This is a genomic window from Roseovarius sp. E0-M6, assembly GCF_037083845.1.
Lineage (GTDB): Bacteria > Pseudomonadota > Alphaproteobacteria > Rhodobacterales > Rhodobacteraceae > Roseovarius.
The window spans coordinates 256610-278840 of the sequence record NZ_JBAPLA010000001.1 but is presented as its reverse complement, the minus strand read 5'-3'; the positions used below and the strand labels follow the sequence as shown (position 1 = coordinate 278840).

Annotated in this window: 20 protein-coding genes; 13 read left to right on the top strand and 7 right to left on the bottom strand. The window is 63.0% G+C overall.

Annotation, left to right across the window (positions count from 1 at the left end; translation table 11 throughout):
* Positions 1 to 45: 45 nt before the first annotated feature.
* From V8359_RS01370 to V8359_RS01340, 7 genes are all read left to right on the top strand, one after another.
* Complete coding sequence (locus V8359_RS01370; protein WP_336426897.1) at positions 46 to 1497, top strand: aldehyde dehydrogenase family protein; 1452 nt, start codon at positions 46 to 48, stop codon at positions 1495 to 1497.
* Positions 1494 to 2489, top strand: coding sequence for a membrane dipeptidase (locus tag V8359_RS01365; protein ID WP_336426896.1), 996 nt, complete (start codon positions 1494 to 1496; stop codon positions 2487 to 2489). Before V8359_RS01370 ends, V8359_RS01365 begins: the two co-directional genes overlap by 4 nt.
* 43 nt (positions 2490 to 2532) lie before the next feature.
* Positions 2533 to 4086, top strand: a complete 1554-nt coding sequence (locus tag V8359_RS01360; protein WP_336426895.1) for a BCCT family transporter — start codon at positions 2533 to 2535, stop codon at positions 4084 to 4086.
* Between the two features lie 120 nt (positions 4087 to 4206).
* Positions 4207 to 5889 (top strand): hypothetical protein, encoded by a 1683-nt coding sequence (locus V8359_RS01355; protein ID WP_336426894.1) that lies wholly within the window; start codon positions 4207 to 4209, stop codon positions 5887 to 5889.
* Positions 5886 to 6530 (top strand): DUF3726 domain-containing protein, encoded by a 645-nt coding sequence (locus tag V8359_RS01350; RefSeq protein ID WP_336426893.1) that lies wholly within the window; start codon positions 5886 to 5888, stop codon positions 6528 to 6530. The genes V8359_RS01355 and V8359_RS01350 overlap by 4 nt, the downstream gene beginning before the upstream one ends.
* A 206-nt stretch (positions 6531 to 6736) precedes the next feature.
* A complete protein-coding gene (locus V8359_RS01345; protein ID WP_336427906.1) occupies positions 6737 to 6883 on the top strand; it encodes a proline racemase family protein in 147 nt (48 codons plus the stop codon).
* 83 nt (positions 6884 to 6966) lie between these two features.
* Positions 6967 to 8052 carry a phosphatase PAP2 family protein gene (locus V8359_RS01340; protein ID WP_336426892.1) on the top strand — a complete coding sequence of 362 codons (1086 nt, stop codon included), beginning with the start codon at positions 6967 to 6969 and terminating at the stop codon, positions 8050 to 8052.
* A 4-nt stretch (positions 8053 to 8056) separates the two neighbouring features.
* Here V8359_RS01340 and V8359_RS01335 read toward each other — a convergent pair whose 3' ends face one another.
* Positions 8057 to 8644, bottom strand: coding sequence for a riboflavin synthase (locus V8359_RS01335; RefSeq protein WP_336426891.1), 588 nt, complete (start codon positions 8642 to 8644; stop codon positions 8057 to 8059).
* A gap of 126 nt (positions 8645 to 8770) precedes the next feature.
* On the opposite strand from V8359_RS01335, the gene V8359_RS01330 reads away from it, so the two are divergent.
* From V8359_RS01330 to V8359_RS01320, 3 genes are all read left to right on the top strand, one after another.
* On the top strand, positions 8771 to 10063 hold the full coding sequence (locus V8359_RS01330; protein WP_336426890.1) for a capsule biosynthesis protein: 1293 nt from the start codon (positions 8771 to 8773) through the stop codon (positions 10061 to 10063).
* A 146-nt stretch (positions 10064 to 10209) separates the two neighbouring features.
* Positions 10210 to 11310, top strand: a complete 1101-nt coding sequence (locus tag V8359_RS01325; RefSeq protein ID WP_336427905.1) for a polysaccharide biosynthesis/export family protein — start codon at positions 10210 to 10212, stop codon at positions 11308 to 11310.
* Positions 11307 to 13322: a capsular polysaccharide biosynthesis protein gene (locus V8359_RS01320; RefSeq protein WP_336426889.1), complete on the top strand. Its 2016-nt coding sequence runs from the start codon at positions 11307 to 11309 to the stop codon at positions 13320 to 13322. Before V8359_RS01325 ends, V8359_RS01320 begins: the two co-directional genes overlap by 4 nt.
* 95 nt (positions 13323 to 13417) lie before the next feature.
* On the opposite strand, the gene ribD is transcribed toward V8359_RS01320, so the two are convergent.
* Both ribD and nrdR read right to left on the bottom strand, forming a co-directional pair.
* Positions 13418 to 14515 carry a bifunctional diaminohydroxyphosphoribosylaminopyrimidine deaminase/5-amino-6-(5-phosphoribosylamino)uracil reductase RibD gene (gene ribD / locus V8359_RS01315; RefSeq protein WP_336426888.1) on the bottom strand — a complete coding sequence of 366 codons (1098 nt, stop codon included), beginning with the start codon at positions 14513 to 14515 and terminating at the stop codon, positions 13418 to 13420.
* Positions 14512 to 14994: a transcriptional regulator NrdR gene (nrdR, locus tag V8359_RS01310; protein WP_336426887.1), complete on the bottom strand. Its 483-nt coding sequence runs from the start codon at positions 14992 to 14994 to the stop codon at positions 14512 to 14514. The genes ribD and nrdR overlap by 4 nt, the downstream gene beginning before the upstream one ends.
* Positions 14995 to 15170: 176 nt before the next feature.
* Between nrdR and V8359_RS01305 the strand changes: the two genes are divergently transcribed.
* Entirely contained in the window at positions 15171 to 15848 is a 678-nt protein-coding gene (locus V8359_RS01305) for an SDR family oxidoreductase (RefSeq protein ID WP_336426886.1), read from the top strand.
* 23 nt (positions 15849 to 15871) lie between these two features.
* On the opposite strand, the gene V8359_RS01300 is transcribed toward V8359_RS01305, so the two are convergent.
* Positions 15872 to 16288, bottom strand: a complete 417-nt coding sequence (locus tag V8359_RS01300) for a secondary thiamine-phosphate synthase enzyme YjbQ (protein ID WP_336426885.1) — start codon at positions 16286 to 16288, stop codon at positions 15872 to 15874.
* A 6-nt stretch (positions 16289 to 16294) separates the two neighbouring features.
* Here V8359_RS01300 and V8359_RS01295 point away from each other — a divergent pair, with 6 nt between their 5' ends.
* Both V8359_RS01295 and V8359_RS01290 read left to right on the top strand, forming a co-directional pair.
* The gene (locus V8359_RS01295) at positions 16295 to 17350 is read left to right on the top strand and encodes an AEC family transporter (protein ID WP_336427903.1); all 1056 of its coding nucleotides are present in this window, start codon (positions 16295 to 16297) and stop codon (positions 17348 to 17350) included.
* 69 nt (positions 17351 to 17419) lie between these two features.
* The gene (locus tag V8359_RS01290; RefSeq protein ID WP_336426884.1) at positions 17420 to 17623 is read left to right on the top strand and encodes a dodecin family protein; all 204 of its coding nucleotides are present in this window, start codon (positions 17420 to 17422) and stop codon (positions 17621 to 17623) included.
* A 70-nt stretch (positions 17624 to 17693) separates the two neighbouring features.
* On the opposite strand, the gene rpoD is transcribed toward V8359_RS01290, so the two are convergent.
* From rpoD to V8359_RS01275, 3 genes are all read right to left on the bottom strand, one after another.
* Positions 17694 to 19685: an RNA polymerase sigma factor RpoD gene (rpoD, locus tag V8359_RS01285; protein ID WP_336426883.1), complete on the bottom strand. Its 1992-nt coding sequence runs from the start codon at positions 19683 to 19685 to the stop codon at positions 17694 to 17696.
* Positions 19686 to 19813: 128 nt separating this feature from the next.
* Positions 19814 to 21757 (bottom strand): DNA primase, encoded by a 1944-nt coding sequence (gene dnaG, locus V8359_RS01280; protein WP_336426882.1) that lies wholly within the window; start codon positions 21755 to 21757, stop codon positions 19814 to 19816.
* 142 nt (positions 21758 to 21899) lie between these two features.
* Positions 21900 to 22211 carry a hypothetical protein gene (locus V8359_RS01275; RefSeq protein WP_336426881.1) on the bottom strand — a complete coding sequence of 104 codons (312 nt, stop codon included), beginning with the start codon at positions 22209 to 22211 and terminating at the stop codon, positions 21900 to 21902.
* Positions 22212 to 22231: the final 20 nt, after the last annotated feature.

The following is a 22231-nucleotide window of genomic DNA, read 5'->3' as shown; positions in this document are numbered from 1 at the left end:
GGTGGCCAACGCCTTTTGAAACGAGATGCAGAGCCAAGGATCGTCATGACGGATATTCGGAAAAACTACATCGCAGGTGGCTGGATCACGGGCACCGCCGAGGTCGAGAACCGCAACCCCTCCGATCTGTCCGACCTTGTCGGAACGTTCGCACAGGCCAGCGCCGATCAACTTGATCAGGCCCTTGACGCCGCCGCCCGCGCCCAGACGGAATGGGCCGGTTACGCGCTTGAGCGCAAGCAGGCCGTGCTCATGGCCATCGGCAACGAGATGAAGGCCCGCGCAGAAGAACTTGGCACCCTGCTCAGCCGCGAAGAGGGCAAGCCCCTCGCCGAAGGCAAAGGCGAAGTGTTCCGCGCCGGTCAGTTCTTCACTTACTATGCCCACGAAATCCTGCGCCAGATCGGTGAAAACGCGGATTCCGTTCGTGCCGGCGTTGAAATCGACGTGCGCCGCGAACCGGTGGGCACCGTCGCTGTCATCAGCCCGTGGAACTTCCCCACCGCGACCGCCAGCTGGAAGATCGCGCCCGCGCTCGCCTATGGCAACGCCGTGCTGTGGAAACCGGCCAACATGACACCCGCCTCGGCCCACGCCCTGACCGAGATCATCGCCAAACAGGACATCCCCGAAGGACTGTTCAACCTCGTGATGGGCTCGGGCCGCGATGTGGGTCAGCGTCTTGTCGAATCGCCCAAGGTGGATGCCATTTCCTTTACCGGTTCGGTCCCCGTGGGCCGCGGTATCGCGCAGGCCGCGATCGGGAACTTCACCCGCGTGCAAATGGAAATGGGCTCCAAGAACGCGCTGGCCGTGATGGACGACGCCGATCTTGATCTTGCCGTATCGCTCGCTCTTGGGGGCGCCTTCGGCGGCACCGGCCAGAAATGCACCGCGTCCTCGCGGATCGTCGTGCAGGAAGGTATCCACGACGCCTTTGTCAAAAAACTGGTGCAGGGCGCTAAGGACATGAAGGTTGGCCACGCGCTTGAGGCGGGCACACAGATGGGCCCCGTCGTTTCCGAAGACCAACTGCGCGAGAACCTGTCTTGGGTGGACACTGGCAAATCCGAAGGCGCGGAGCTGGCCTGCGGCGGCACCCGCCTCGAGATGCCACATGAGGGCTATTACATGTCTCCCGGTGTGTTCCTCAACACCACCAACGACATGAAAATCAACCGCGAAGAGATGTTCGCGCCGCTCACCTCGGTCATCAAGGTAGGCAGCTATGACGAGGCACTTGCCACCGTCAACGACACCAATTTTGGCCTCACCTCGGGGATTGTGACCACCAGTCTGGCGCGCGCCACCCATTTCCGGCGCAATGCCCGCACCGGCGTCGTGACGGTCAACCTGCCCACCGCCGGCACCGACTATCACGTGCCCTTCGGCGGCCGCGGCGACAGTTCCTACGGCCCCCGTGAACAGGGCATCCACGCCCGTGAATTCTATACCGTCGTGAAAACCGCCTATATCGCTGCGGGCACGCCCGCGTGACCTATCGCATCGACTGCCTTCAATACGCCAACTGGTCGGAAAAGATCTTTCGCGAAATGCGCGAGGGGGGTGTCGATGCCGTGCATGTCACCATTTCCTATCACGAGAATTTTCGCGAAACCGTGCTCAACATGGAGCAATGGAACCGCTGGTTCGAACAATACCCCGACCTGATCATGAAGGGCCGTTGGGCCGAGGATGTGCGCACCGCGCGTGAAACCGGGCGCACGGCCATCTTCTTCGGCTTTCAGAACCCGGCCCCGATCGAGGATGATATCGGCCTTGTCGAAATCCTCCACGACCTTGGCGCCCGTTTCATGCAGCTGACTTACAACAATCAGTCGCTTCTCGCGACCGGCTGTTACGAAGACGAGGATCCCGGCATCACCCGGATGGGCAAACAGGTCATCAAGGAGATGAACCGCGTCGGACTCGTGATCGACATGTCACATTCCGCCGACCGCTCCACCATCGAGGCGGCGGACCTGTCGGAACGGCCCATCGCCATCACTCACGCCAACCTTCACAGCTGGCAACCCGCACTCAGGAACAAGCGTGATGACGTGGTTCGCGCGGTCACCGGGAATGGCGGCATGATGGGCTTTTCCATGTATCCCCATCACCTCAAGGACAAGTCCGCCTGCACGCTGCAAAGCTTCTGTGAAATGATCGCAACCGCCGCAGACCGCTTCGGGGTCGAGCATTTCGGCCTTGGCTCGGACCTGTGTCAGGACCAACCCGACAGCATCGTCCAATGGATGCGCGTCGGGCGCTGGTCCAAGGAAATCGACTATGGCGAAGGTTCGGCCTCAAACCCCGGTTTCCCGCCACAGCCCGACTGGTTCCGCGACAATCGCGACTTCACCAACGTCGAAGACGGGCTGCGCGCCGTGGGCTTTTCCGACACGGAAGTCGCCGGTCTGATGGGCGACAATTGGCATCGCTTCTTCGACGAAAATTTCACACCGGCAAACACGCAACCGGAAACCTAGGGGCCACCGCGCCCGTCCTCGGGATACTCACAGGGAGGAAAGAATGTCCGAAACCACCGAAACGCAAGGCGGCCAAGGCCACTTGCACCACATCAACAAACCGCTCTTCGCCATCACAGGCGGCTTTATCGCCCTCTTCTGTCTGGTGGCGCTCTATGACCTCGACCTGCTGTCCGGCATGGTCGACTCCAGCTTTGCCTTCTCGGCCAAATACTTCGGCCTCTACTGGCAACTCTTGCTTCTGGCGACCTTCCTGATCGGTATCGTGCTGATCTTTTTGCCCGGTGGGAAGGCGATCATGGGCAATCTGGCGACCCCGGAATTCCCGATCTTTCAGTGGGGGTCCATGATCATGTGTACCCTGCTGGCCGGCGGCGGCGTTTTCTGGGCCGCGGGCGAGCCGATGGCGCATTTCCTGTCCTCACCGCCCTATTTCGGCGACGAAAGCGGCACCATGGATGCGGTCAGTTCCGCACTTGCGCAAAGCTTCATGCACTGGGGGTTTCTGGCCTGGGCCATCTTGGGGGCCCTGACCACCGTCATGCTGATGCATTATCACTATGAAAAGGGCTTGCCACTGGCCCCGCGCACCCTGCTTTATCCGCTCTTTGGCGACAAGGCGATCAAGGGCCCCATCGGCCTGATCGCGGATGCAAGCTGCATCATCGCTGTCGTGGCGGGCACCGTTGGCCCCATCGGCTTCCTTGGCTTGCAGGTCAGCTATGGGCTTAACGCGCTGTTCGGCATCCCCGATACATTCGGCACACAGGCCGCGGTGATCCTCGGACTGGTGGCGATCTACACCACATCGGCGGCCACCGGCCTGTCGAAAGGCATCCAGATCCTCAGCCGCTTCAACATCATCCTCGGGGCCCTGCTGCTCCTGTTCATTCTGGTGGCGGGCCCCACGGTCTTTATCTTCACAGGCTTTTTCAGCGGCTTGACGACATACTTCACCGATTTCTTCGGGATGGCCCTCTTCCGCGGTGACGCCGGCGTCTTTGGCGAGCCGGGCTGGCTGGGCTGGTGGACCGTGTTCTTCTGGGGCTGGTTCCTGGGATATGGCCCGCTGATGGCGATTTTCATCGCCCGCATCTCGCGGGGCCGGTCGATCCGCTCGATCGTGATCATGCTGTCGATCGTGGCACCCATCGTCACCGCCTTCTGGTTCACCATCGTCGGCGGCACCGGCATCAACGCCGAACTGACCAATCCCGGCACGATCTCCACCGCATTCGAAGGCTTCAACCTGCCCGCCGCCCTGCTGGCCATCACGCAATCCTTGCCGATGGGCTTTATCGTGTCGGTGCTGTTCCTGATCCTGACCACGGTCTTCGTGGCCACCACCGGCGACTCGATGTCCTATGTCATCTCCGTGTCCATGTCGAACGAGGATCGTCCGGCGCTGCCCGTTCGCATCTTCTGGGGGATTGCCATGGGGGTCATGGCGCTGATCCTGATCTACACCGGGTCCGGCGGCATCGGAAAACTGCAAAGCTTCATCGTGGTGACCGCCGTGCCGGTCTCGCTCATCCTGCTGCCTTCGCTCTGGGATGCGCTGCGCATCACCATCGCGAAGGGGCGCGGCACCGCATAGATCGAAACCAACCGGGCGGCCCTGACGGGCCGCCCTATTTGTCTTGAAACCCGTTACGACACATGGATCACTGACCCGCGCCAATCCTGCGACAGACACCCGCCTGACGGAGACCGCCCGATGACCACACCCATCCCGCCCCGCGATCCCCGCACCGTGATGCGCCTTGCACGCATGGGCTCACTGCATCAATGCAGACTCAGCTTCATGCGAACCCTGCTGCGACGTCTGCAATCCCAGCACTGGCGCTTTGAAACCCACGCGTTCGAGATTGACGCCAAAGGGGTCGGGCACGCGGTCTATACCGCCCATGGCCCCGATCACAGCTATTCACTCGTGGCCTTCGCCCACGACCTGCCGCCGGACATGCGCTCGGATCGGGTGATCGCCACCGCATGGGACGCGACCTTCACACTTTTCGACGGGGTGCCAACCAAAACCGATATCGCCCGGCTGCGCGACAATGTCCCCAAACAGGAGGCCGGCCGCGTCTCGGACCGCGAATTGTCACTCAGCCGCGCCAACCGCTCCGTGCGCCTTTGGGACCACGTGGTCGACAGCCTCGCAGCCGGACATCAGCCGGACGAGGCCAAGGTCCGCGACGTGGGCTACCTCATGCGGACCACCGCCGTCTACGGCTCGGGCAAGTTCGGCGCGGCCGATCGCGAACAATCGGCCCACCGCGACGAATGCCGCGGCCCCTTTCAGGTGGAAATGCTGTCGGTCTACCTCACCCGTGCCTTCGTGATGGACCTCGTGGAACATGTCGCCCGGATGCGCGCACCCGACACCGCGGTGCCCCTTGATCCCGCGCTTCGGCGCAAGTTCGGCATCGGCAATTCCACGGGCCTTGGCATGGCGCCCTTCCTCATGACGCACCCGGTTCTCATCAATCACTGGATGGCCGCCCGAGAAGAGGCGATCGCCCGTGTGCGCTCTCTCCCGTCCGCCACGCAGGATGAGGCCGACGCCTTCCGCGCATATGCTGCGCGCGCGCGCCTCCATGCCGAAGACTGGAATTCCGACCATCCCGTTCAGATCGCCAAGCTCGCCGATCTGCGCTCGGACATGGCGCATCTCGCGGGGCATCTCGACACTGCCGACCTGACCGGAAATCAACCTTGGAACCGCCTCTGGCGCTGGGCCGAGGACAATTGCTCCCTCGAAGGTCAGGAACAGGTCGCGTCGCTCCTGCTCGAACCCTATGGCGACCTCGTGGATGGCCTCAGCTCCTGCATGTATGCCAACGAACAGGAGGTCATGCGCATCGACGGGGCCATGCCGGTCTCCGAACTGCGTGCGCTCACGCGGGACATCTATGCATGGGCCCTCGCCATCGACTGGGATCAGCGCGACTCGCAGGCTCGCGTCTGGTATGTCTCAGAGGCCAAGCTTGAGCCCCGCATGGGCGAACGCTTCGAAGAGCCGATAGAACCCTATGAGCAACCGCTCTGTCCGGGCCGGGACGCGGCCCGCATGTATGCCGATCTGCGCGATTTCCCCGACGGGCCTGTGGCGGGCTTCCTTCTCAAACACCCCGAGCACCGCCATGTGGTGCGCCGCGCACAGGTTGCGGGGCAATTCCCCTATGCCGAAATCCGCGACAACACGATTGATGCGGGCATGATGCCCATCGACCTGCTGCGCGCCAAGCTAAGCTTCTTCGGCGCCTGTCATTTTGATCCACGCTCCGACCGCTGGCTCCGCATCAACATGTTTCAACACGCCCCCTACCCGGCGGAACTGGCCTCCGGAAATGCCGATGACTGGACCTACCCTTACCTGAGGAAGGCCGCGGAATGAGTTGGTCACTGAACGAGATCGAGGGGCTGGCCAGAAAGGCGACACGCGGCGCGGGGCTTAGTTGGGGGCTGGCCGAGGACGCGGGTCGCGCAACCCGCTGGCTCTGTGCGATGGGGCTTCCCGGCGCCGATGAACTGGCCAGTGTGCTGACCGAAATCGACGGCGTCGCCTACACCGAAATCGCACCGCAATCGCTTGGCAACCCATGGCGCGCACCCGGCGGCACGCTTTGTCCTCTCGTGGCCGGGGCCTGTCTGACCGACATGGCCGGCGTGTTGGCGGACGGTGAGCCGATCACGCTCGGGCGTACGGCACATCCGCTGCTTCTCTATCCATACCTTGCCGCCGCCGCCGACATGACCGGCACGTCCCTCGCGCTTGAATGGGACGGGACGACGATCACCCGCGCCGATGCAACCTCCTTCCTCGACAGCGATGGGCCCGATACGCCAATGGCCGAAAAGGTTCGAGCCGGCATCGCGGGCGCACCAACGGGCCGCCCCGCACGCCGGGCGTGGCGGGGCGAGATTTCGGCGGACACGGCGCAAATCCTGCAAGGTCTGGCGCACCGCACCTATGCGCCCGAAACCGAGCAAAGCCGCCTTGCCGGGGCGGGGGCCGGTCTGACCGACAACGACTGAAGCGCTGACCTGACATCGCGCCGTCGCGCAGCTAAGGCGTTTTGCCTTTGACCTGAGACATCAGCGAACGCCGAAACGCTTTAACGAAACCTGACCGCGCCGCGCAAACGCACCGACGTGATACCGACGTGAATGCCGACGTGGATACCGACGCTGCAATCTGGGTCTGTTGACGTCTCTCTGTCCCATAGCACCCCCGGGGCGACATCATCGGCGACGTCCACATCGGTGCCTCCCCGGCCAGTGTGGCCACCCTCGCCGGTCAGGGCTGGCTCTATGGCCGCGCGGAATACACGCTTGACCCGACCGATCCGTTTCAGGAGGGCTTCACCATCGGTGACATTTGGGCCTGAGAACCACCCAAAAGGTCTGAAATCGCCCCATAATCGTCCCATTTCGCGGCAAATATCCGGGTCATTAACTGGAGGCTGAGCCGATGACGATGCACGCAGAACCCTATGTCCAGATCCCCCAACATGCGGCGGCGCGACCACTCGCTCTTCTGCAACCGCTGGGTCGGGCCCTTTATCATGCCCGCATTCTCGTGCTGATCGCCGCGTGTCACCTCGCCGCGGGCATCGGCATTTCGATCTGGGCCGAAACGCCCTTCGCCTCGACAACGACGGGCATATTGCTCACCGCGCTCAAGCTGCTTTTCCCGACATTCCTGCTCATGCTGTTCCTGATGCGTTTTGTCTGGATGGCCTGCACGGTGCGCCCTGCTCAGCCCACAAAATGGTTCATCAATGACATCCGCACGATCATCTTCGACCCCGACAGGCTGGCCTTTGGCGCCGTGACCTTCGGCTGCGTCGCCGTCATGTTCGGCACCTTTTCCTACCTCAAGGAAATGATCCCCGTCCTCAATTACTTTGCCTGGGACACCACCTTCGCCCTTTGGGACCGGACCTTGCACGGCGGCGTCGACCCATGGCGCATCCTTCAGCCACTGACCGGCACACCACTCATCACCTTTGTGCTGAATGTATTCTATAACGTGTGGTTCCTGCTGCTCTACTTCGTGGCCTTCTACGCCTGCTTCGACATCAACAATCGCGCGCGCTCTCTGACGTTCCTCATCGCCTTCGCCCTGTGCTGGATCGTCGGTGGCAATCTCCTTGCGACGGTGCTCTCCTCCGTCGGGCCCGCCTTCTACGCCGATTTCGGCTATGGCGACCTCTTTGCGCCACAGATGGCCATGCTCCGTGACTTCTCCGACATCTACCCCGTTTGGGCGCTCAGCACGCAGGCCGCACTTCTTGATGGATTTCAGAACGACGGTGCGCTGCGCGGGATCTCCGCCATGCCCTCGATGCATGTGACCATCGCCGTCGTTATCGCGCTCTATGCCTTCACGATCCGCCGCTGGCTCGGGTGGATCATGGCGGCCTATGCGGCAATGATCATGATCGGCTCGGTGCATCTGGCATGGCACTATGCGATCGACGGGTATCTTGGCGCCGCAATCGCTGTGGCCGCATGGTGGGTGGCGCGCACGCTCACCCGCCGCTTCTCCGTCTGACGGGTCAGCCCCACTCGCGCAGGCGCGCGACGTAGCGCGCCAGCGTGTCGATCTCAAGGTTCACACGGTCACCCAGTGCCACCCGACCCCAAGTTGTGACCTCTTTGGTGTGCGGGATGAAGTTGATGCCGAAATCGCACCCGTCCACCTCGTTCACGGTCAGCGACACACCATTGAGCGCGACCGACCCTTTGGGCGCCACATAGCGCGCCAGCGCATCGGGTGCGCGCAATGTGACACGGGTGCTATCCCCTTCATCTTTCACGGCAATCACCTCGGCCACGCCATCCACATGCCCCGAGACGATATGCCCGCCCAACTCATCCCCGACCTTGAGCGCACGCTCCAGATTGACGACGCGGCCCGCCTCCCAAAGATCGAGGTTTGACTTCGACACGGTCTCGGCGCTCACATCCACCTCGAACCAGTCGGGGCCGATGCCCACAACCGTCAGGCACACGCCATCGCACGCGATCGACGCGCCCATGTCCACGCCGGCCATGTCATAGCCACAGCCGATCCGCGCCCGCAGATCGCCGCGCTGGTCCAGCGTGCGGATATTGCCTTGGTCGGTGATGATGCCGGTGAACATTGGGCCTCTCCTCTTCATCACTTATTTGGACTATATGCCCCATTCTCGCAAGCCGTGCGGGCCAAGTCTTAATTTTGCCCAATTTTAGGTTTAATTGCAGCGAAAAGAGCTGGGGAAAGACGAGGTATGGTGCATCCTACAGGCACATCACGCGTGTTCCTGTTCCTACAGGGGCCACACGGACCGTTCTTCGCCCGCCTTGGCCGGATGCTCGGCCGGGCCGGAGCCGAGGTCTGGCGCGTCGGCTTCAATGCCGGCGACCGCGTCTTTTGGCCAGATCGCTCCAGCTATATCCCCTATCGCGACGGTCTTGAGAACTGGCAGGCGACCTTTGCCCGCATCGTCGCCGAGAAGGGGGTGACCGACATTGTTCTTTATGGCGATACACGGCCCATCCACACCACGGCGGTCCGGCACGCCCGCGCGCAAGGGCTGACCGTGCATGTCTTCGAAGAAGGGTATCTGCGCCCCTACTGGGTCACGTATGAACGCGGCGGTTCGAACGGGCATTCGCGCCTCATGGAGATGAGCGTCGAGGATATGCGCCGCGATCTCGAGCTTTCGGACATGGACACCGCCCTGCCGCCGGCAAGTTGGGGCGACATGCGTCATCATATCTTCTATGGCGCACTCTATCATTGGTTCGTGATGCTGTTCAATCGGCCCTATCGCGGGTTTCGCCCACATCGCGCGCTCACCGTCAGCGCGGAATTCCGTCTCTATCTCAAACGTCTGGCCTTCATGCCGTTTCTGGCGATCGAACGGCGCATCGCCACATGGCGCGTCCGGCACGGCGGCTTTCCCTATCACCTTGCGCTTTTGCAGCTGGAACATGACAGTTCGTTCCAGATGCACTCGCCTTTCGACACCATGGCCGAATTTCTCGAAACCATCATCACCGGCTTTGCCAAGGGAGCGCCCGGGCATCATCACCTCGTGGTCAAGGCTCACCCGCTCGAGGATGGGCGCGTGCCGGTGCGCCGCACCCTGAGGCAACTGGCGCAGGATCACGGCGTGGCCGACCGGGTGCATTACGTGCGGGGCGGCAAACTGGCCCAGCTTCTCGACGAGGCGCGCAGCGCCGTCACCGTGAATTCCACCGCGGCCCAGCAGGTGCTCTGGCGCGGTATCCCGCTCAAGACCTTCGGAGAAGCGGTCTATGCCAAGCCCGAATTCGTCTCGACCAAACCCCTGCGCGATTTCTTTGCAGGGGCGGATCGTCCTGACCGCAAGGCCTATGGCGATTATCGCCGTTATCTCCTTGAAACCAGCCAAATTGCGGGCGGGTTCTACTCGGCTCGCGGACGCCGGCAACTCCTGCGGCAGGCGGTCGACATGATGCTCAGTGGCGATGATCCCTATGACGCGCTTCGTCGCGGCACCGCGGCCCCGAGGCAACAGTTGCGCATCGTGACATGACAGGCACAATCTCTGGGACTGGATTTATCAAACGGATTCAGCTACGTTACACAAAAAACCTGAGGCAGTAAAAATAACAAGGTCGAGGAGACCGGGCAGTGAAAATCAAGACAACCCGATGGGCGAGGTCCGTCGCCCTTTTGGCCATGGTGGCGGTGGTGTCGTCCTGTGGCCTGCCGCGCGTAGGCCCCAACAAACGGGAGCTTTACGAAGGATCCGTGCAGCGGTCGGGTGACGCCTTCGTCGTGTCGGTCAATGACCGCGTGACACGCGCCACCTCCGTTCAACCCGCTCTGGGCTTTTCCGAAAGTTTCAAGAACGCGGGTCAGCTTGGGTCGGACACGATCCGACCAGGCGACACGCTTGGTCTGACCATCTGGGAAAACGTCGATGACGGGCTTCTGGCCGGTGAAGGCGCGAACCAGACCGTGCTCGAAGAGGTGCAGGTCGATGGCGCGGGCTTCATATTCGTGCCCTATGCGGGCCGTATCCGCGCCTCCGGCAACACGCCCGAGCGTATTCGTCAGATCATCACCTCCAAGCTCGATGAACAGACACCCGATCCACAGGTGCAGGTGCGCCGCCTTGCGGGTGATGGCGCGACCGTCTCGCTGGTCGGTGCGGTCGGCGGTCAGGGCGTCTACCCGATTGAGCGGCCCACGCGAACGCTCTCGACCATGCTGTCAGCGGCGGGGGGCATCGCGATTCCGCCTGAGGTGGCTCAGATCACGGTCATGCGGGGCACGGAGCGGTCCAAGATCTGGTTTCAGGATCTCTACAAGACGCCCGAGTTTGACATCGCCTTGCGCGGTGGCGACCGCATTCTTGTCGAAGAGGACAGCCGCGCCTTCACGGCGCTCGGGGCGACCGCCGGTCAGGCGCGCGTGCCCTTCGAAACCCAGACCCTCAGCGCGGTCGAGGCCATCGCTCAGGTTGGCGGGCTCAGTTCGGCCACTGCGGATCCCACCGGCGTCTTCATCCTCCGCAACGAGCCTGCCGAGATCGCCAATCAGGTGCTTGGCCGCAACGACCTCGTCGGCGCGCAGCGCATGGTCTACGTGCTCGATCTGACCAAACCCAACGGGATGTTCATGGCGCGTGATTTCTCCGTGCGCGACGATGACACGCTCTATGTGACCGAAGCACCGTTCACCCAGTGGACCAAGGTGATCGCGGCCCTCACCGGCACGCTCAGTGCCGTGGGCTCGGTTTCCACCGCAAGCAGCACGCTCAGCGGCGATATATGATCTCAGGATCACGTCATGATGAACCCGCCGATCTCCCCCCGGATCGGCGGGTTCGTTATTTCAACGCGGGCTTTCTGAGACAGGCGCGCGTGCGCCGGATCATGGAGCTTGCGGGCTACCCCCTCGCGCTCGGCACACCGCGCGAGGGCGATCTGGTCGGGGTTTGGGGCCATTCCCCCTATGCCCATCGCGGCGAAGCGGTCGCCGCGAAGACCGGCGCACCGCTCCTCCGTGTCGAAGACACCTTCCTGCGGTCTCTCTTTCCCGGCCGCGACGGAGAGCCGCCCATCGGCCTCGTCATCGACCACAGCGGCGCGCATTTCGCAGGCGGCGCGCCCTCGGACCTCGAAATGCTTCTCGCCACGCATTCGCTGGACGACACGGCACTTCTTGACCGGGCGCGCGCGGCCATCACCCGGCTGCAAGAGGCACATCTGACAAAATACACCGCCTTCGATCCCGAAACCCCCTGCCCCGATCCGGGCTATGTGCTGGTGATCGACCAGACCCGCGGCGACGCTTCGGTCACCCATGGTGGCGCCGACGCCAACAGCTTCCGCGAGGCGCTTTATTACGCGCAGGAGGAAAACCCCGGCGCACGCATCCTGATCAAGAGCCATCCAGAAACCCTCGCCGGTCATCGCAGCGGGTATTACAGCGATGCCGACACCGGTGACCGCGTCTCGCTTTTCACCGATCGGGTAAGTCCGTGGCATCTGATGGAAGGCGCTGTCGGCGTTTATACTGTCAGCTCTCAACTGGGCTTCGAGGCGATTCTCGCGGGCCATCGCCCCCGGGTCTTCGGTCAGCCCTTCTATGCCGGATGGGGCCTCACCGAAGACCGCCACCCGATCGGCCTGCCGCGCCGGGGCCGCAGCCTTACACGCGCACAGCTTTTCGCGGCGGCGATGATCCTCTACCCCGTCTGGTATGATCCCCACCGCAACCGGCTGTGCGAAATCGAAGACGCCATCGCCGCGCTCGAGGCCGCCACCCGCGCATGGCGCGAGGATCACCGAGGCTGGTCCGGTCACGCGATGCGGCTCTGGAAACGGCGGCCGCTACAGGGGTTTTTCAGCGCGCATCGGCGCATGGTCTTTGACCGCACGGCCCCGGGGCGGCGGCATATGGTCTGGGCGGCCCATGCCGAACGCGCGCCCGATGCGGTGCGGCTCGAGGACGGGTTTCTCCGCTCACGCGGTCTCGGGGCCGAGCTGGTGCCGCCGCTGTCGCTGGTCGCGGACGATCTGGGCATCTATTACGATCCGACCCGCCCATCGCGGCTCGAGCATTGGATCACCCGGCGCTCTGCCCTGCGCGCCGACGAAACCCGCCGCGCCGAGGCGTTGCAAAAGCGGCTGATTGCGCTTGGCCTGTCGAAATACAATCTCGGCCTCGGGGCGCCGGACCTGCCCAAGGGGCACCGCATCCTCGTGCCCGGCCAAGTCGAGGATGACGCCTCGATCCGGCTTGGCGCGGGCGCGATCAACACCAATCTCGCGCTGCTTCGCGCGGCGCGCGCCGCCAACCCCGACGCGGTGATCCTCTACAAACCCCACCCGGATGTGGAGGCAGGGCTCCGCACCGGCGCCGTCCCGCCCGATGCCCTTACCGAGCTTGCCGACATGGTCCTCCCCCGAAGCGATCCCGCCGCGCTTCTGGCACAGGTCGATGAGGTTTGGACCATGACCTCACTCATGGGCTTCGAGGCGCTCTTGCGCGGCGTGAGTGTGACCGCCACAGGCGCGCCTTTTTATGCGGGCTGGGGCCTGACCACGGATCGCGGCACCGTGCCCGCCCGGCGTGTGGCCCGGCCCACGCTACCCGGACTGATCCATGCGACATTGATCGACTATCCGCGCTATCGCGATCCGGTCACAGGCACGCCCTGCCCGGTCGAGGTGATCGTGGACCGGCTGGCCACCGGCGCGATCCCCCGCGCAGGCGCAGGCAACCGACTTCTGGCCAAGCTTCAGGGGGTGTTCGCCTCCCACGCCGGTCTCTGGCGCTAGAGCGTATCGCGAAAGGCGTCACGCAGCGACGGTCGCGACGCGCAGCGGTCTGTTGCGCACTCTTGGCCGAAAATGCACATTCATGTCGAAACGCCTCAATCCTTACGGCGCCACCGATGCATGATGTCACCGCCCACCGCCTCGGCCTCGACCAGTTCGAAACGCGGCGCGTCATCAAGCCGCGCCAGACCCAGCGCGCCCACAGCCGGAAGGCCCTCGGCGCCGATGATCGTGCCCGCAGTGAACCCGACCAGATCGTCAACAAGCCCCGCACCAAGCAGCGACGCCGCCAGCGCACCACCACCTTCACAGAGCACCCGTGTCAGCCCCGCATCGCCCAACGCGGACAGAACCGAGTTCATATCCAACTGCCGACCATTTAGCTGTGCGGGCACCAAGCGCGCGCCCACACCGTCCCACGCGTCACAAAGCGCCGGATCCGCGTCCGGCCCATGGCACAGCCATACCGGGACATCCCGCGCCGTGCGCGCCAGATGCGACATGAGCGGCACATCAAGCCTGCGCGACACCACCACGCGCACCGGCTGGCGCGGCACGTCGCGGTCACGCACGGTCAATTGCGGATCATCGGCACGCGCAGTGCCCGCCCCGACCATCACGGCATCATGGCTTGCGCGCATCTCCTGAACCCGCGCCCGCGCATCGGGGCCGGTGATCCACTGACTATGGCCCGTGGCGGTCGCGATCCGCCCATCGAATGACGCCGCAAGCTTCAGCGTGACCCGGGGGCGCCCTTGGGAAACCCGCATGAAAAAGCCCGCATGATCCCCCGCCGCCACATCGCGCAACACACCCTGTGTCACCTCGATGCCCGCTGTCTCCAGCATGGCGATGCCTTTGCCGTCGACCCGCGGATCGTTGTCGGAAAGCGGGACGACCACGCGCGCCACACCCGCCGCGATCAGAGCGCGCGCGCAGGGCGGCGTCTCTCCCTCGTGGGCGCAAGGCTCAAGCGTGACATAGGCCACGGCGCCCTCTGCGGCCTCACCCGCCTCGCTCAGCGCCACGACCTCGGCATGGGGCCGGCCGCCCGGCTGGGTCCGGCCACGTCCCACGACCCGCCCGTCGCGCACGATGACACACCCCACGGCAGGGTTGGGCCAGGTATTGCCCTGCCCCTTTCGGCCCAGCTCTAGGGCCTCGTGCATATATCGGATGTCGTCCTCGCTCACGCGTCGGTCGTGTCGTCCGTGGCCGCGTCCTTGGGGCGCAGTTCGCTGACGAACTTATCGAAATCATCCGCGGCCTGAAAGTTCTTGTAGACACTGGCAAAGCGCACATAGGCCACCGTGTCGATCCGCGCGAGGCTTTCCATCACGATTTCGCCCACGGTCTTGGAGGGGATATCCGTCTCGCCCATGCTTTCGAGCCGCCGCACGATGCCCGAAATCATCTGCTCGACGCGTTCGGGCTCCACCGGCCGCTTCTGAAGCGCGATACGGATCGAGCGTTCCAACTTGTCACGGTCGAAATCCTCGCGCCGGCCATTTGTCTTGACCACCACCAGATCGCGTAACTGCACACGCTCATAGGTGGTGAACCGTCCGCCACACGCCGGACAGAACCGTCGCCTGCGGATCGAGACATGCTCCTCCGCGGGCCGGGAATCCTTCACTTGGGTTTCGATATTTCCGCAAAACGGACAGCGCATGGGCTTGTCCCCTTTTCTTCTCTGCCTCTGGTGTTGTGGGTCTTGGGCCCACTTATCCACAGCGACTATAGGGACTCCGCAAGGTTTTGGGTAGTAGGGAAATTCGCCCCCCATATGATGGAGACGGACCTTTTTTCGATCCGTTGCGTTTCGACACCACGGATCAGGAGATTTTCATGACGACAAAGACAGTTTTCATCACCGGCGCGTCCTCGGGGATCGGTGCCGAAACCGCGCGACACGCCGTCGCGTCAGGCTGGAACGTCGCGCTGTTTGCCCGTAGCGGCGGCAAACTGCGCGCGCTCGCGAATGAGTTGGGCAGCGACCGCGCCCTGCCGCTCGAAGGCGATGTGACCGACCTCGACAGTCTCAGCGGCGCCGTCGGCAAAACGGTTCAGCACTTCGGCGCACTCCACGCGGCCTTCGCCAATGCTGGCACCGGTCTCGATATCGCCGGCATCGAGGAGGGTGATCCAAAGGCGTGGCGCAAGCTTGTGGATGTGAATATCAACGGCGTGCTTCTCACCACCAAGGCCGTTTACGGCGCGCTCAAGGACACCGGCGGGCATCTTGTTCTGACAGGATCGGTTGCCGGGCGCATCCATATCCCCGGCTCGGTCTACAGCGCCTCCAAATGGTTCGTGCATGGCTTTGCCGGGAATATGGCACAGGATATGCGCGAATGGGGCGGACGCTGCACAGTGATCGCGCCGGGCATGGTCGACACACCCTTTTTCGACGACCCAAAGCCGGATAAGCTTCAGCCTGCGGATGTGGCCGAGGCGGTGATCCACGCGCTTGACCGTCCGGAACGGGCCAACGTGCAAGAGATTGTGCTCATGCCCACGGGCTGACGTCCCGGCTTGCTTTCGACACGCTAGCGTAGATGCGCCACCACCTCTCTTCGGTGGGGGGCATCACGGTGCTCGAACACATAGATGCCCTGCCACCGGCCCAACATCATTCGCCCGGATGCAACCGGAATCGAAAGGCTGACAGGCGTCATCGCCGCCTTTATATGGGCGGGCATGTCGTCCGGGCCTTCGCTTGTGTGGGTGATATAACCCATCGCCTCATGAGAGGTCGGCGGAACCAGCCTGCCGAAGAAGGCGCGCAGGTCGCTCTGCACATCCGGGTCCGCATTCTCCTGTATGAGCAGACTGGCCGAAGTGTGCCGGATGAAAAGCGTGAGCATACCTTCATCCGCGCCCGCACCGGTCACCCACGCGGCCACATCCTTTGTGATTTCATAAAGACCCTGCCCACGGGTCGCGACATCAATGATTGTCTGCATGTGCAGATGCTCCCGCAGGGGGCCGCCGGGGTCAAGCGCCCCGTCGCCATCCCGTCACCATCCCGTCGGCGTTTTGCCCATCCCGGTCATATCCGGCAGGCCCGGCATTTCCCGCTTGCACCCTTTGCGCAATTGCCCAAGAACGCTCTCATGTTCTGGCCGATCCTCATGGGGCTTTTGCCCAGTTTCCTTCTGGTGATCCTTGGCGGCGGCGTCAGAAACCGTTTGTCCGAAACCGCTTGGCACGGGCTCGATCGGCTGAACTTCGAAATTCTTTTTCCCGCACTTATCTTTACCGCCGCCGCAAGCCGCCCCATCGCCCCGTCAAGCCTGCTTGTCGTCGGACCGCTCGTCTGGGCGATCCTTGGCGCGGGCCTGGCCCTTGGCTGGCTCGCACGACCGCATGGGCCCGCGCGCTTTCTGGACTTTGCCGGCGGCTGGCAGACGGCGTGGCGTTTCAATACCGCACTTGGCTTCGTGGTGGTGGGCGCCTTGCCCGGTGCCGATCTCGGGCTTTTCTCGGTGATCATCGGGATGGCCATCCCGATGGCCAACATTTTCGCGGTCTCGGCGCTGTCGCGCGGCACCGGCCTCACGCTTCGCGCGGCGCTCAAACGCATCGCGCTCAACCCGTTCCTTCTGGCAAGTCTCTCGGGCGTGGCGGTGGGGCTCTCCGGTCTTACCATCCCCGAGCCGGTGCTGGCCCCGGTCACCATGCTCGCAGGTGCGGCGATCCCGGTTGCGCTCATCTCCATCGGGGCGACGCTGGACTGGCGCGCGCTGGCGCGGCTCGACCGGTTTTCCGCGCATATCACGGCGACCAAGCTGATCGCTCTGCCCCTCTTGGTCAGCGGCATCGCCTGGGGGTTCGGATTTCACGATCCGCTGGTGCCCGCGCTGATCGCCTTCGCCGCCCTGCCCACCGCGTCGGCCGCGCATGTGCTGGCGGCGGGCTTTGGGGCCGACCGGCGGCTCGTGGCCACGCTCATCGCGCAATCTACCCTGCTCAGCGCGGTCACGCTGCCCGTCTGGATGTTCGTCGCGATAGCGCTGACGCCGTAAAAACGACACATCTGGAACAACGGCCCCGCCATTTCGTTGTCATGTCACCTAAACCAAAAGGAGGACATGATGACAGTTGCACGCGTAACCGAAATTTCCGCCACATCCACCCAAAGCTTTGATGACGCCGTGAAGCAGGGCCTTGAACGTGCGTCCAAAACCTTGCGCGGGATGACAAGCGCATGGGTCAAGGATCAGAACGTCGATGTCGAAAACGGCACTGTCAAACATTACCGCGTGAACCTCGCGGTGACCTTCGTTCTCGATGATTGAGATATTAAAACGCCGGGTCAATGACCCGGCGTTATCATTTGGGTAGGCCGGGCTTCAGCCCGGCACCCGCTCACTGATCCAGGAACGACCGCAACTTCCGGCTCCGGCTCGGGTGCTTGAGCTTGCGCAGCGCCTTTGCCTCGATCTGCCGGATACGCTCGCGTGTCACGCTGAATTGCTGGCCCACTTCCTCAAGCGTGTGATCGGTGTTCATACCGATGCCAAAGCGCATCCGGAGCACACGCTCCTCGCGCGGCGTAAGGCTTGAAAGAACCCGCGTGGTGGTTTCCTTGAGGTTGTCCTGAATAGCTGAATCAAGCGGCAGAACGGCATTCTTGTCCTCGATGAAATCGCCAAGTTGGCTGTCTTCCTCGTCGCCGATCGGCGTCTCGAGGCTGATCGGCTCCTTGGCGATCTTCATCACCTTGCGGACTTTTTCCAGCGGCATCTGAAGCTTTTCCGCCAGTTCTTCCGGCGTCGGTTCGCGACCGATCTCGTGCAGCATCTGACGCCCGGTGCGCACCAGTTTGTTGATCGTCTCTATCATGTGGACAGGAATACGGATCGTGCGCGCCTGATCAGCGATCGAACGGGTGATCGCCTGCCGGATCCACCATGTCGCATAAGTCGAGAACTTGTAACCGCGGCGATACTCGAACTTGTCGACGGCCTTCATCAGGCCGATATTGCCTTCCTGAATAAGGTCAAGAAATTGCAATCCGCGGTTGGTGTATTTCTTGGCGATCGAGATCACGAGACGCAGGTTCGCCTCGACCATCTCCTTCTTGGCCATCCGCGCCTCTTGTTCGCCCTTCTGGACCTGACCGACGATGCGACGGAATTCGCTGATGTCGAGACCGACATACTGCCCGACCTGCGCCATGTCAGCGCGCAGTTCATTGACCTTCTCGGGCGAGCGTTCCATGAACATCTGCCAACCACGGCCCGATTTCTGGGCCATATCCTCAAGCCAGTTGGGATCGAGCTCGCGACCGCGATAGGCATCGATGAACTCACGCCGGTTGATGCGCGCCTGATCGGCAAGCTTCACCATGGCCGAGTCGATGGACATGATCCGCTGATTGATACCGTAAAGCTGATCTATGAGGGCTTCGATACGGTTGTTGTGCAGGTGAAGCTCGTTCACCAGTTCAACAATCTCCGAACGCAGCGTCTGATAGGTCTCTTCCTGCTTTGTCGAGAATGACCCATCCTCGTTCAACGTGGCCGAGATGCGGCTGTCCTGCATCTCGCTGAGCTTGATGTAGTCATCGGCGATGCGGTCCAGCGTCTCAAGAACGCGAGGCTTGAGCGCGGCTTCCATCGCCGCGAGGCTCATATTGGCCTGTTCGTCCTCGTCATCTTCGTCGTCATTGTCGCTGGAAATCGGGTTTCCGTCGGCATCAAGCTCTTGGGTTTCTTCGGTCTTCTTGCCCGGCGCCTGCGTGACGTTCGCCGCGACGACCGGCGCTTCGACACCTTCCTCGACGTCGCCCAGTTGATTGCCAAACGTGGTCTCAAGGTCGATCACATCGCGCAGAAGAATGTCTTCACTCAGAAGTTCGTCGCGCCAGATCGTGATCGCCTGAAAGGTCAACGGGCTTTCGCAAAGCCCCGCGATCATCGTGTTCCGACCCGCTTCGATCCGCTTGGCGATGGCGATTTCGCCCTCGCGGCTCAGAAGTTCGACCGACCCCATTTCGCGCAGATACATCCGCACCGGATCATCCGTCCGGTCGAGCTTTTCTTCCTTGCCCGCGCCAAGCGCCAGTTCACCCTTCTTGCCGATTTCGGCAATCGCGGTGACTTTCTGCTCTTCTTCCTCGACGTCGTCGGCTTCGATGATGTTGATGCCCATTTCGCTCAGCATCGACATCACGTCCTCGATCTGCTCCGAGGATACCTGATCAGGCGGCAAAACCTGATTGAGCTGATCGTAGGTGATATATCCCTTTTCGCGCGCATCTCCGATCATCTTCTTGATCGCGGCCTGGCTCATATCCAGCGAGATCTCTGCATCCTGATCTTCGGATTTTTGCTCGTCGGTGTCCTTGGCGGCCATGTATAGCTCCTCAGCTGGGGGCGCGACGGGTGATTCGAATAAACCGAATCATCCGCGCGGGGAAGTGATTCGCAACCTGTTTACGTTGATTCGTTTACCTTTTCCTCATCAGAGAGGCACGAAGGTCGCTATCGCTTCCTCTTGGAAAAGGTAATCTTGTGCAATAGCGCGTCAAACGCCTCGCGTTCATCCCGGCTCACCCGGGCACCATTATCTGCGGTGTCGTACTCCGTCTTGTCTTCTTGCTGGCTGCGCAAGGCGCGGTTGCGGGCCTCAGCCGCCTGTCCCAGCCGCCAGGTCAATGCCTCGTCCGCGACGCCACCCATATCCTCGACCGCGTCCGATATCTCGGCGGCGATTCCCTTCAGGGCGTTGATCTTGGCCAATTCCTCGGCCACCGTCATGCGCGCAAGCTCGGCATCCCCGGCGCGGCGCACGGCCGGGATAAGCGCGACATGGGGCAGGCGCAGGAGGTTTTCAAGGGCTTCGGCACCAAGTGCCGCCTCCGCCTCTTTGACAAGCGCACCCGGCCCTTCCTCGGCATGGCGCAGGATTACGTCCCGCAGGCGCGCGTGAACCGCGTCGCGACACTCTAGTCGCTCAAGTGGGCCGTCGAATTCCGCCGCCACCTCGGGGGTCCGAATCAGCGCCGCGAGAATCACCGCCTCGCGCAGCCGTTCCTGCGTGGCCGCATCCGCCGCGGCAAGGGCCGAGCTTTTGGTGCCGGGGCGCGGCGCGTGATCGGGTGCGCGCCACGGGCCGGGCCGGCCGCCGCCCGACGCCCGTTTCGGTGCGAAAAGCTGCCAGCGCATGTCCTTGATGGCTTGGCCGTAGTGGCGCCGGATGTGCGGGTCACGGATACGCCCGATCACCTCGCGCAGCGCCTTGTCGAGCGCGGCCTTCCGCTCGGGGCTGTCAAAATCACGTCCCTCGGTCTCGCGCCGCCACAACAGCACCACCATCGGCACAGCCTCGGCCAGCCGCTCGCGCAGCGCCGCCACCCCGGAGGTGCGAATCAGGTCGTCCGGGTCCTGTCCCTCCGGCATCAGCGCGAAACGCAGGCTCTTGCCCGCCTCCAGAAGCGGCAATGCATGATCAATGACACGGTAAGCCGCCTGAACCCCCGCCCGATCGCCATCAAGCGCGATCACCGGCTCATCGGCCACCCGCCAGAGCATCGAAAGCTGCGTGTCGGTGACCGCGGTTCCCAGCGGCGCCACTGCGGCCCCGATCCCGGCCTGCGCCATGGCGATCACATCCATGTATCCTTCCGCCACGACAAGCGGTTCACCCTTGCCCGCCGCCTCACGCGCCTGACCAAGGTTGAAAAGCGTGCGTGACTTGTCGAACAGAACCGTTTCGGGCGAATTCAGGTATTTCGCGTTATCGGTCGGGTCCATCGCCCGCCCGCCAAAGGCGATACAGCGCCCGCGCGTGTCACGAATGGGAAACATGATCCGGTTTCGGAACACATCATACGGCTTGCCGCCTTTCTGGCTTTCCCGTGCAAGCCCGCAGTCAAGGATCATCCCGGGCGCAACGCCCTGCCCTGTGAGATGATCCCACAACCCCTGCCAGCCCTCGGGCGCAAAGCCGATCTCGAACCGGTCAAGCGTCGCCTCGCTCAGACCGCGCCGCTCAAGATAGGCGCGCGCCTCGCGCCCGCCGCCCGCGCGCAGCGCCATGCGGAAATGCCGCACCGCCTGCTCCATGACCTGCGCAAGCTCCGACATCCGGTCGGCCTTCTGCTGGGCCTCCGGGTCGCGCTCTGGCACCGGCATGCCCGCCTCCTGCGCCAGAATGCGCACCGCCTCCATGAACTCCACGTTCTCGGTCTCGCGCACGAAACTGATCGCGTCACCCTTGGCGTGGCAGCCGAAGCAGTAATAATACCCCTTCTTGTCATCGACATGGAAACTGGCGGTCTTCTCCTGATGGAACGGGCACGGGGCCCACATGTCGCCCTTGCCCTGATTGGATTTGCGCGTATCCCACATGACCTTGCGCCCGACCACCTGTGCGATGGACGTTCGTGTGCGCAACTCATCAAGGAAGCCGGGTGGCAGACTCATACTATCCTATATGGCCAACCGCATCGCCATCGCCAAGCCCTTGGGGCACACGCCGCTTTCTTCTTGCTAAAAATATCCTGCCCCGCAGGCCACCCGCACCTCTCTCTGCCACGAAGCGAGAGAGCCGGCACCGCCCCCCGCATCAGGAGGCATAATCGAGGCATTGTGCGCGAAACGCTGTCACCGCACTTTCATTCAGGTGCTGTGCCTCGAGCGTGTAGATCCAGCCGACCATCGCCGGCACAACCTGATGATAAAGCGCATCGATCTGGGCCGCATCCGACATCAGGAAGGCCGTTGCCTCGTCCTGATTTTGGCCCTTCTTGCGTTCAAGCATGGCCATGCGGGCGATATCGGCGGTGGCCTCGCAATTGGCCACTTTCGGATCGTCGCTGGCGAGGGCAGGTTGGGCAAGCGCGATGAGCGCGACGGCCATGGCGGATCGCAGGTTCATAAGGGGCAAACTCCTCGGAC

Excerpts from the sequence above, each read along its gene's own strand:
- V8359_RS01370 (WP_336426897.1), top strand. The coding sequence starts at position 46 with ATGACGGATATTCGGAAAAACTACATCGCAGGTGGCTGGATCACGGGC.
- V8359_RS01360 (WP_336426895.1), top strand. The coding sequence starts at position 2,533 with ATGTCCGAAACCACCGAAACGCAAGGCGGCCAAGGCCACTTGCACCAC.
- V8359_RS01355 (WP_336426894.1), top strand. The coding sequence starts at position 4,207 with ATGACCACACCCATCCCGCCCCGCGATCCCCGCACCGTGATGCGCCTT.
- V8359_RS01350 (WP_336426893.1), top strand. The coding sequence starts at position 5,886 with ATGAGTTGGTCACTGAACGAGATCGAGGGGCTGGCCAGAAAGGCGACA.
- V8359_RS01340 (WP_336426892.1), top strand. The coding sequence starts at position 6,967 with ATGACGATGCACGCAGAACCCTATGTCCAGATCCCCCAACATGCGGCG.
- V8359_RS01335 (WP_336426891.1), bottom strand. The coding sequence starts at position 8,644 with ATGTTCACCGGCATCATCACCGACCAAGGCAATATCCGCACGCTGGAC.
- V8359_RS01330 (WP_336426890.1), top strand. The coding sequence starts at position 8,771 with ATGGTGCATCCTACAGGCACATCACGCGTGTTCCTGTTCCTACAGGGG.
- V8359_RS01325 (WP_336427905.1), top strand. The coding sequence starts at position 10,210 with ATGGTGGCGGTGGTGTCGTCCTGTGGCCTGCCGCGCGTAGGCCCCAAC.
- V8359_RS01320 (WP_336426889.1), top strand. The coding sequence starts at position 11,307 with ATGATCTCAGGATCACGTCATGATGAACCCGCCGATCTCCCCCCGGAT.
- nrdR (WP_336426887.1), bottom strand. The coding sequence starts at position 14,994 with ATGCGCTGTCCGTTTTGCGGAAATATCGAAACCCAAGTGAAGGATTCC.
- V8359_RS01305 (WP_336426886.1), top strand. The coding sequence starts at position 15,171 with ATGACGACAAAGACAGTTTTCATCACCGGCGCGTCCTCGGGGATCGGT.
- V8359_RS01300 (WP_336426885.1), bottom strand. The coding sequence starts at position 16,288 with ATGCAGACAATCATTGATGTCGCGACCCGTGGGCAGGGTCTTTATGAA.
- V8359_RS01295 (WP_336427903.1), top strand. The coding sequence starts at position 16,295 with ATGCTCCCGCAGGGGGCCGCCGGGGTCAAGCGCCCCGTCGCCATCCCG.
- V8359_RS01290 (WP_336426884.1), top strand. The coding sequence starts at position 17,420 with ATGACAGTTGCACGCGTAACCGAAATTTCCGCCACATCCACCCAAAGC.
- rpoD (WP_336426883.1), bottom strand. The coding sequence starts at position 19,685 with ATGGCCGCCAAGGACACCGACGAGCAAAAATCCGAAGATCAGGATGCA.
- dnaG (WP_336426882.1), bottom strand. The coding sequence starts at position 21,757 with ATGAGTCTGCCACCCGGCTTCCTTGATGAGTTGCGCACACGAACGTCC.
- V8359_RS01275 (WP_336426881.1), bottom strand. The coding sequence starts at position 22,211 with ATGAACCTGCGATCCGCCATGGCCGTCGCGCTCATCGCGCTTGCCCAA.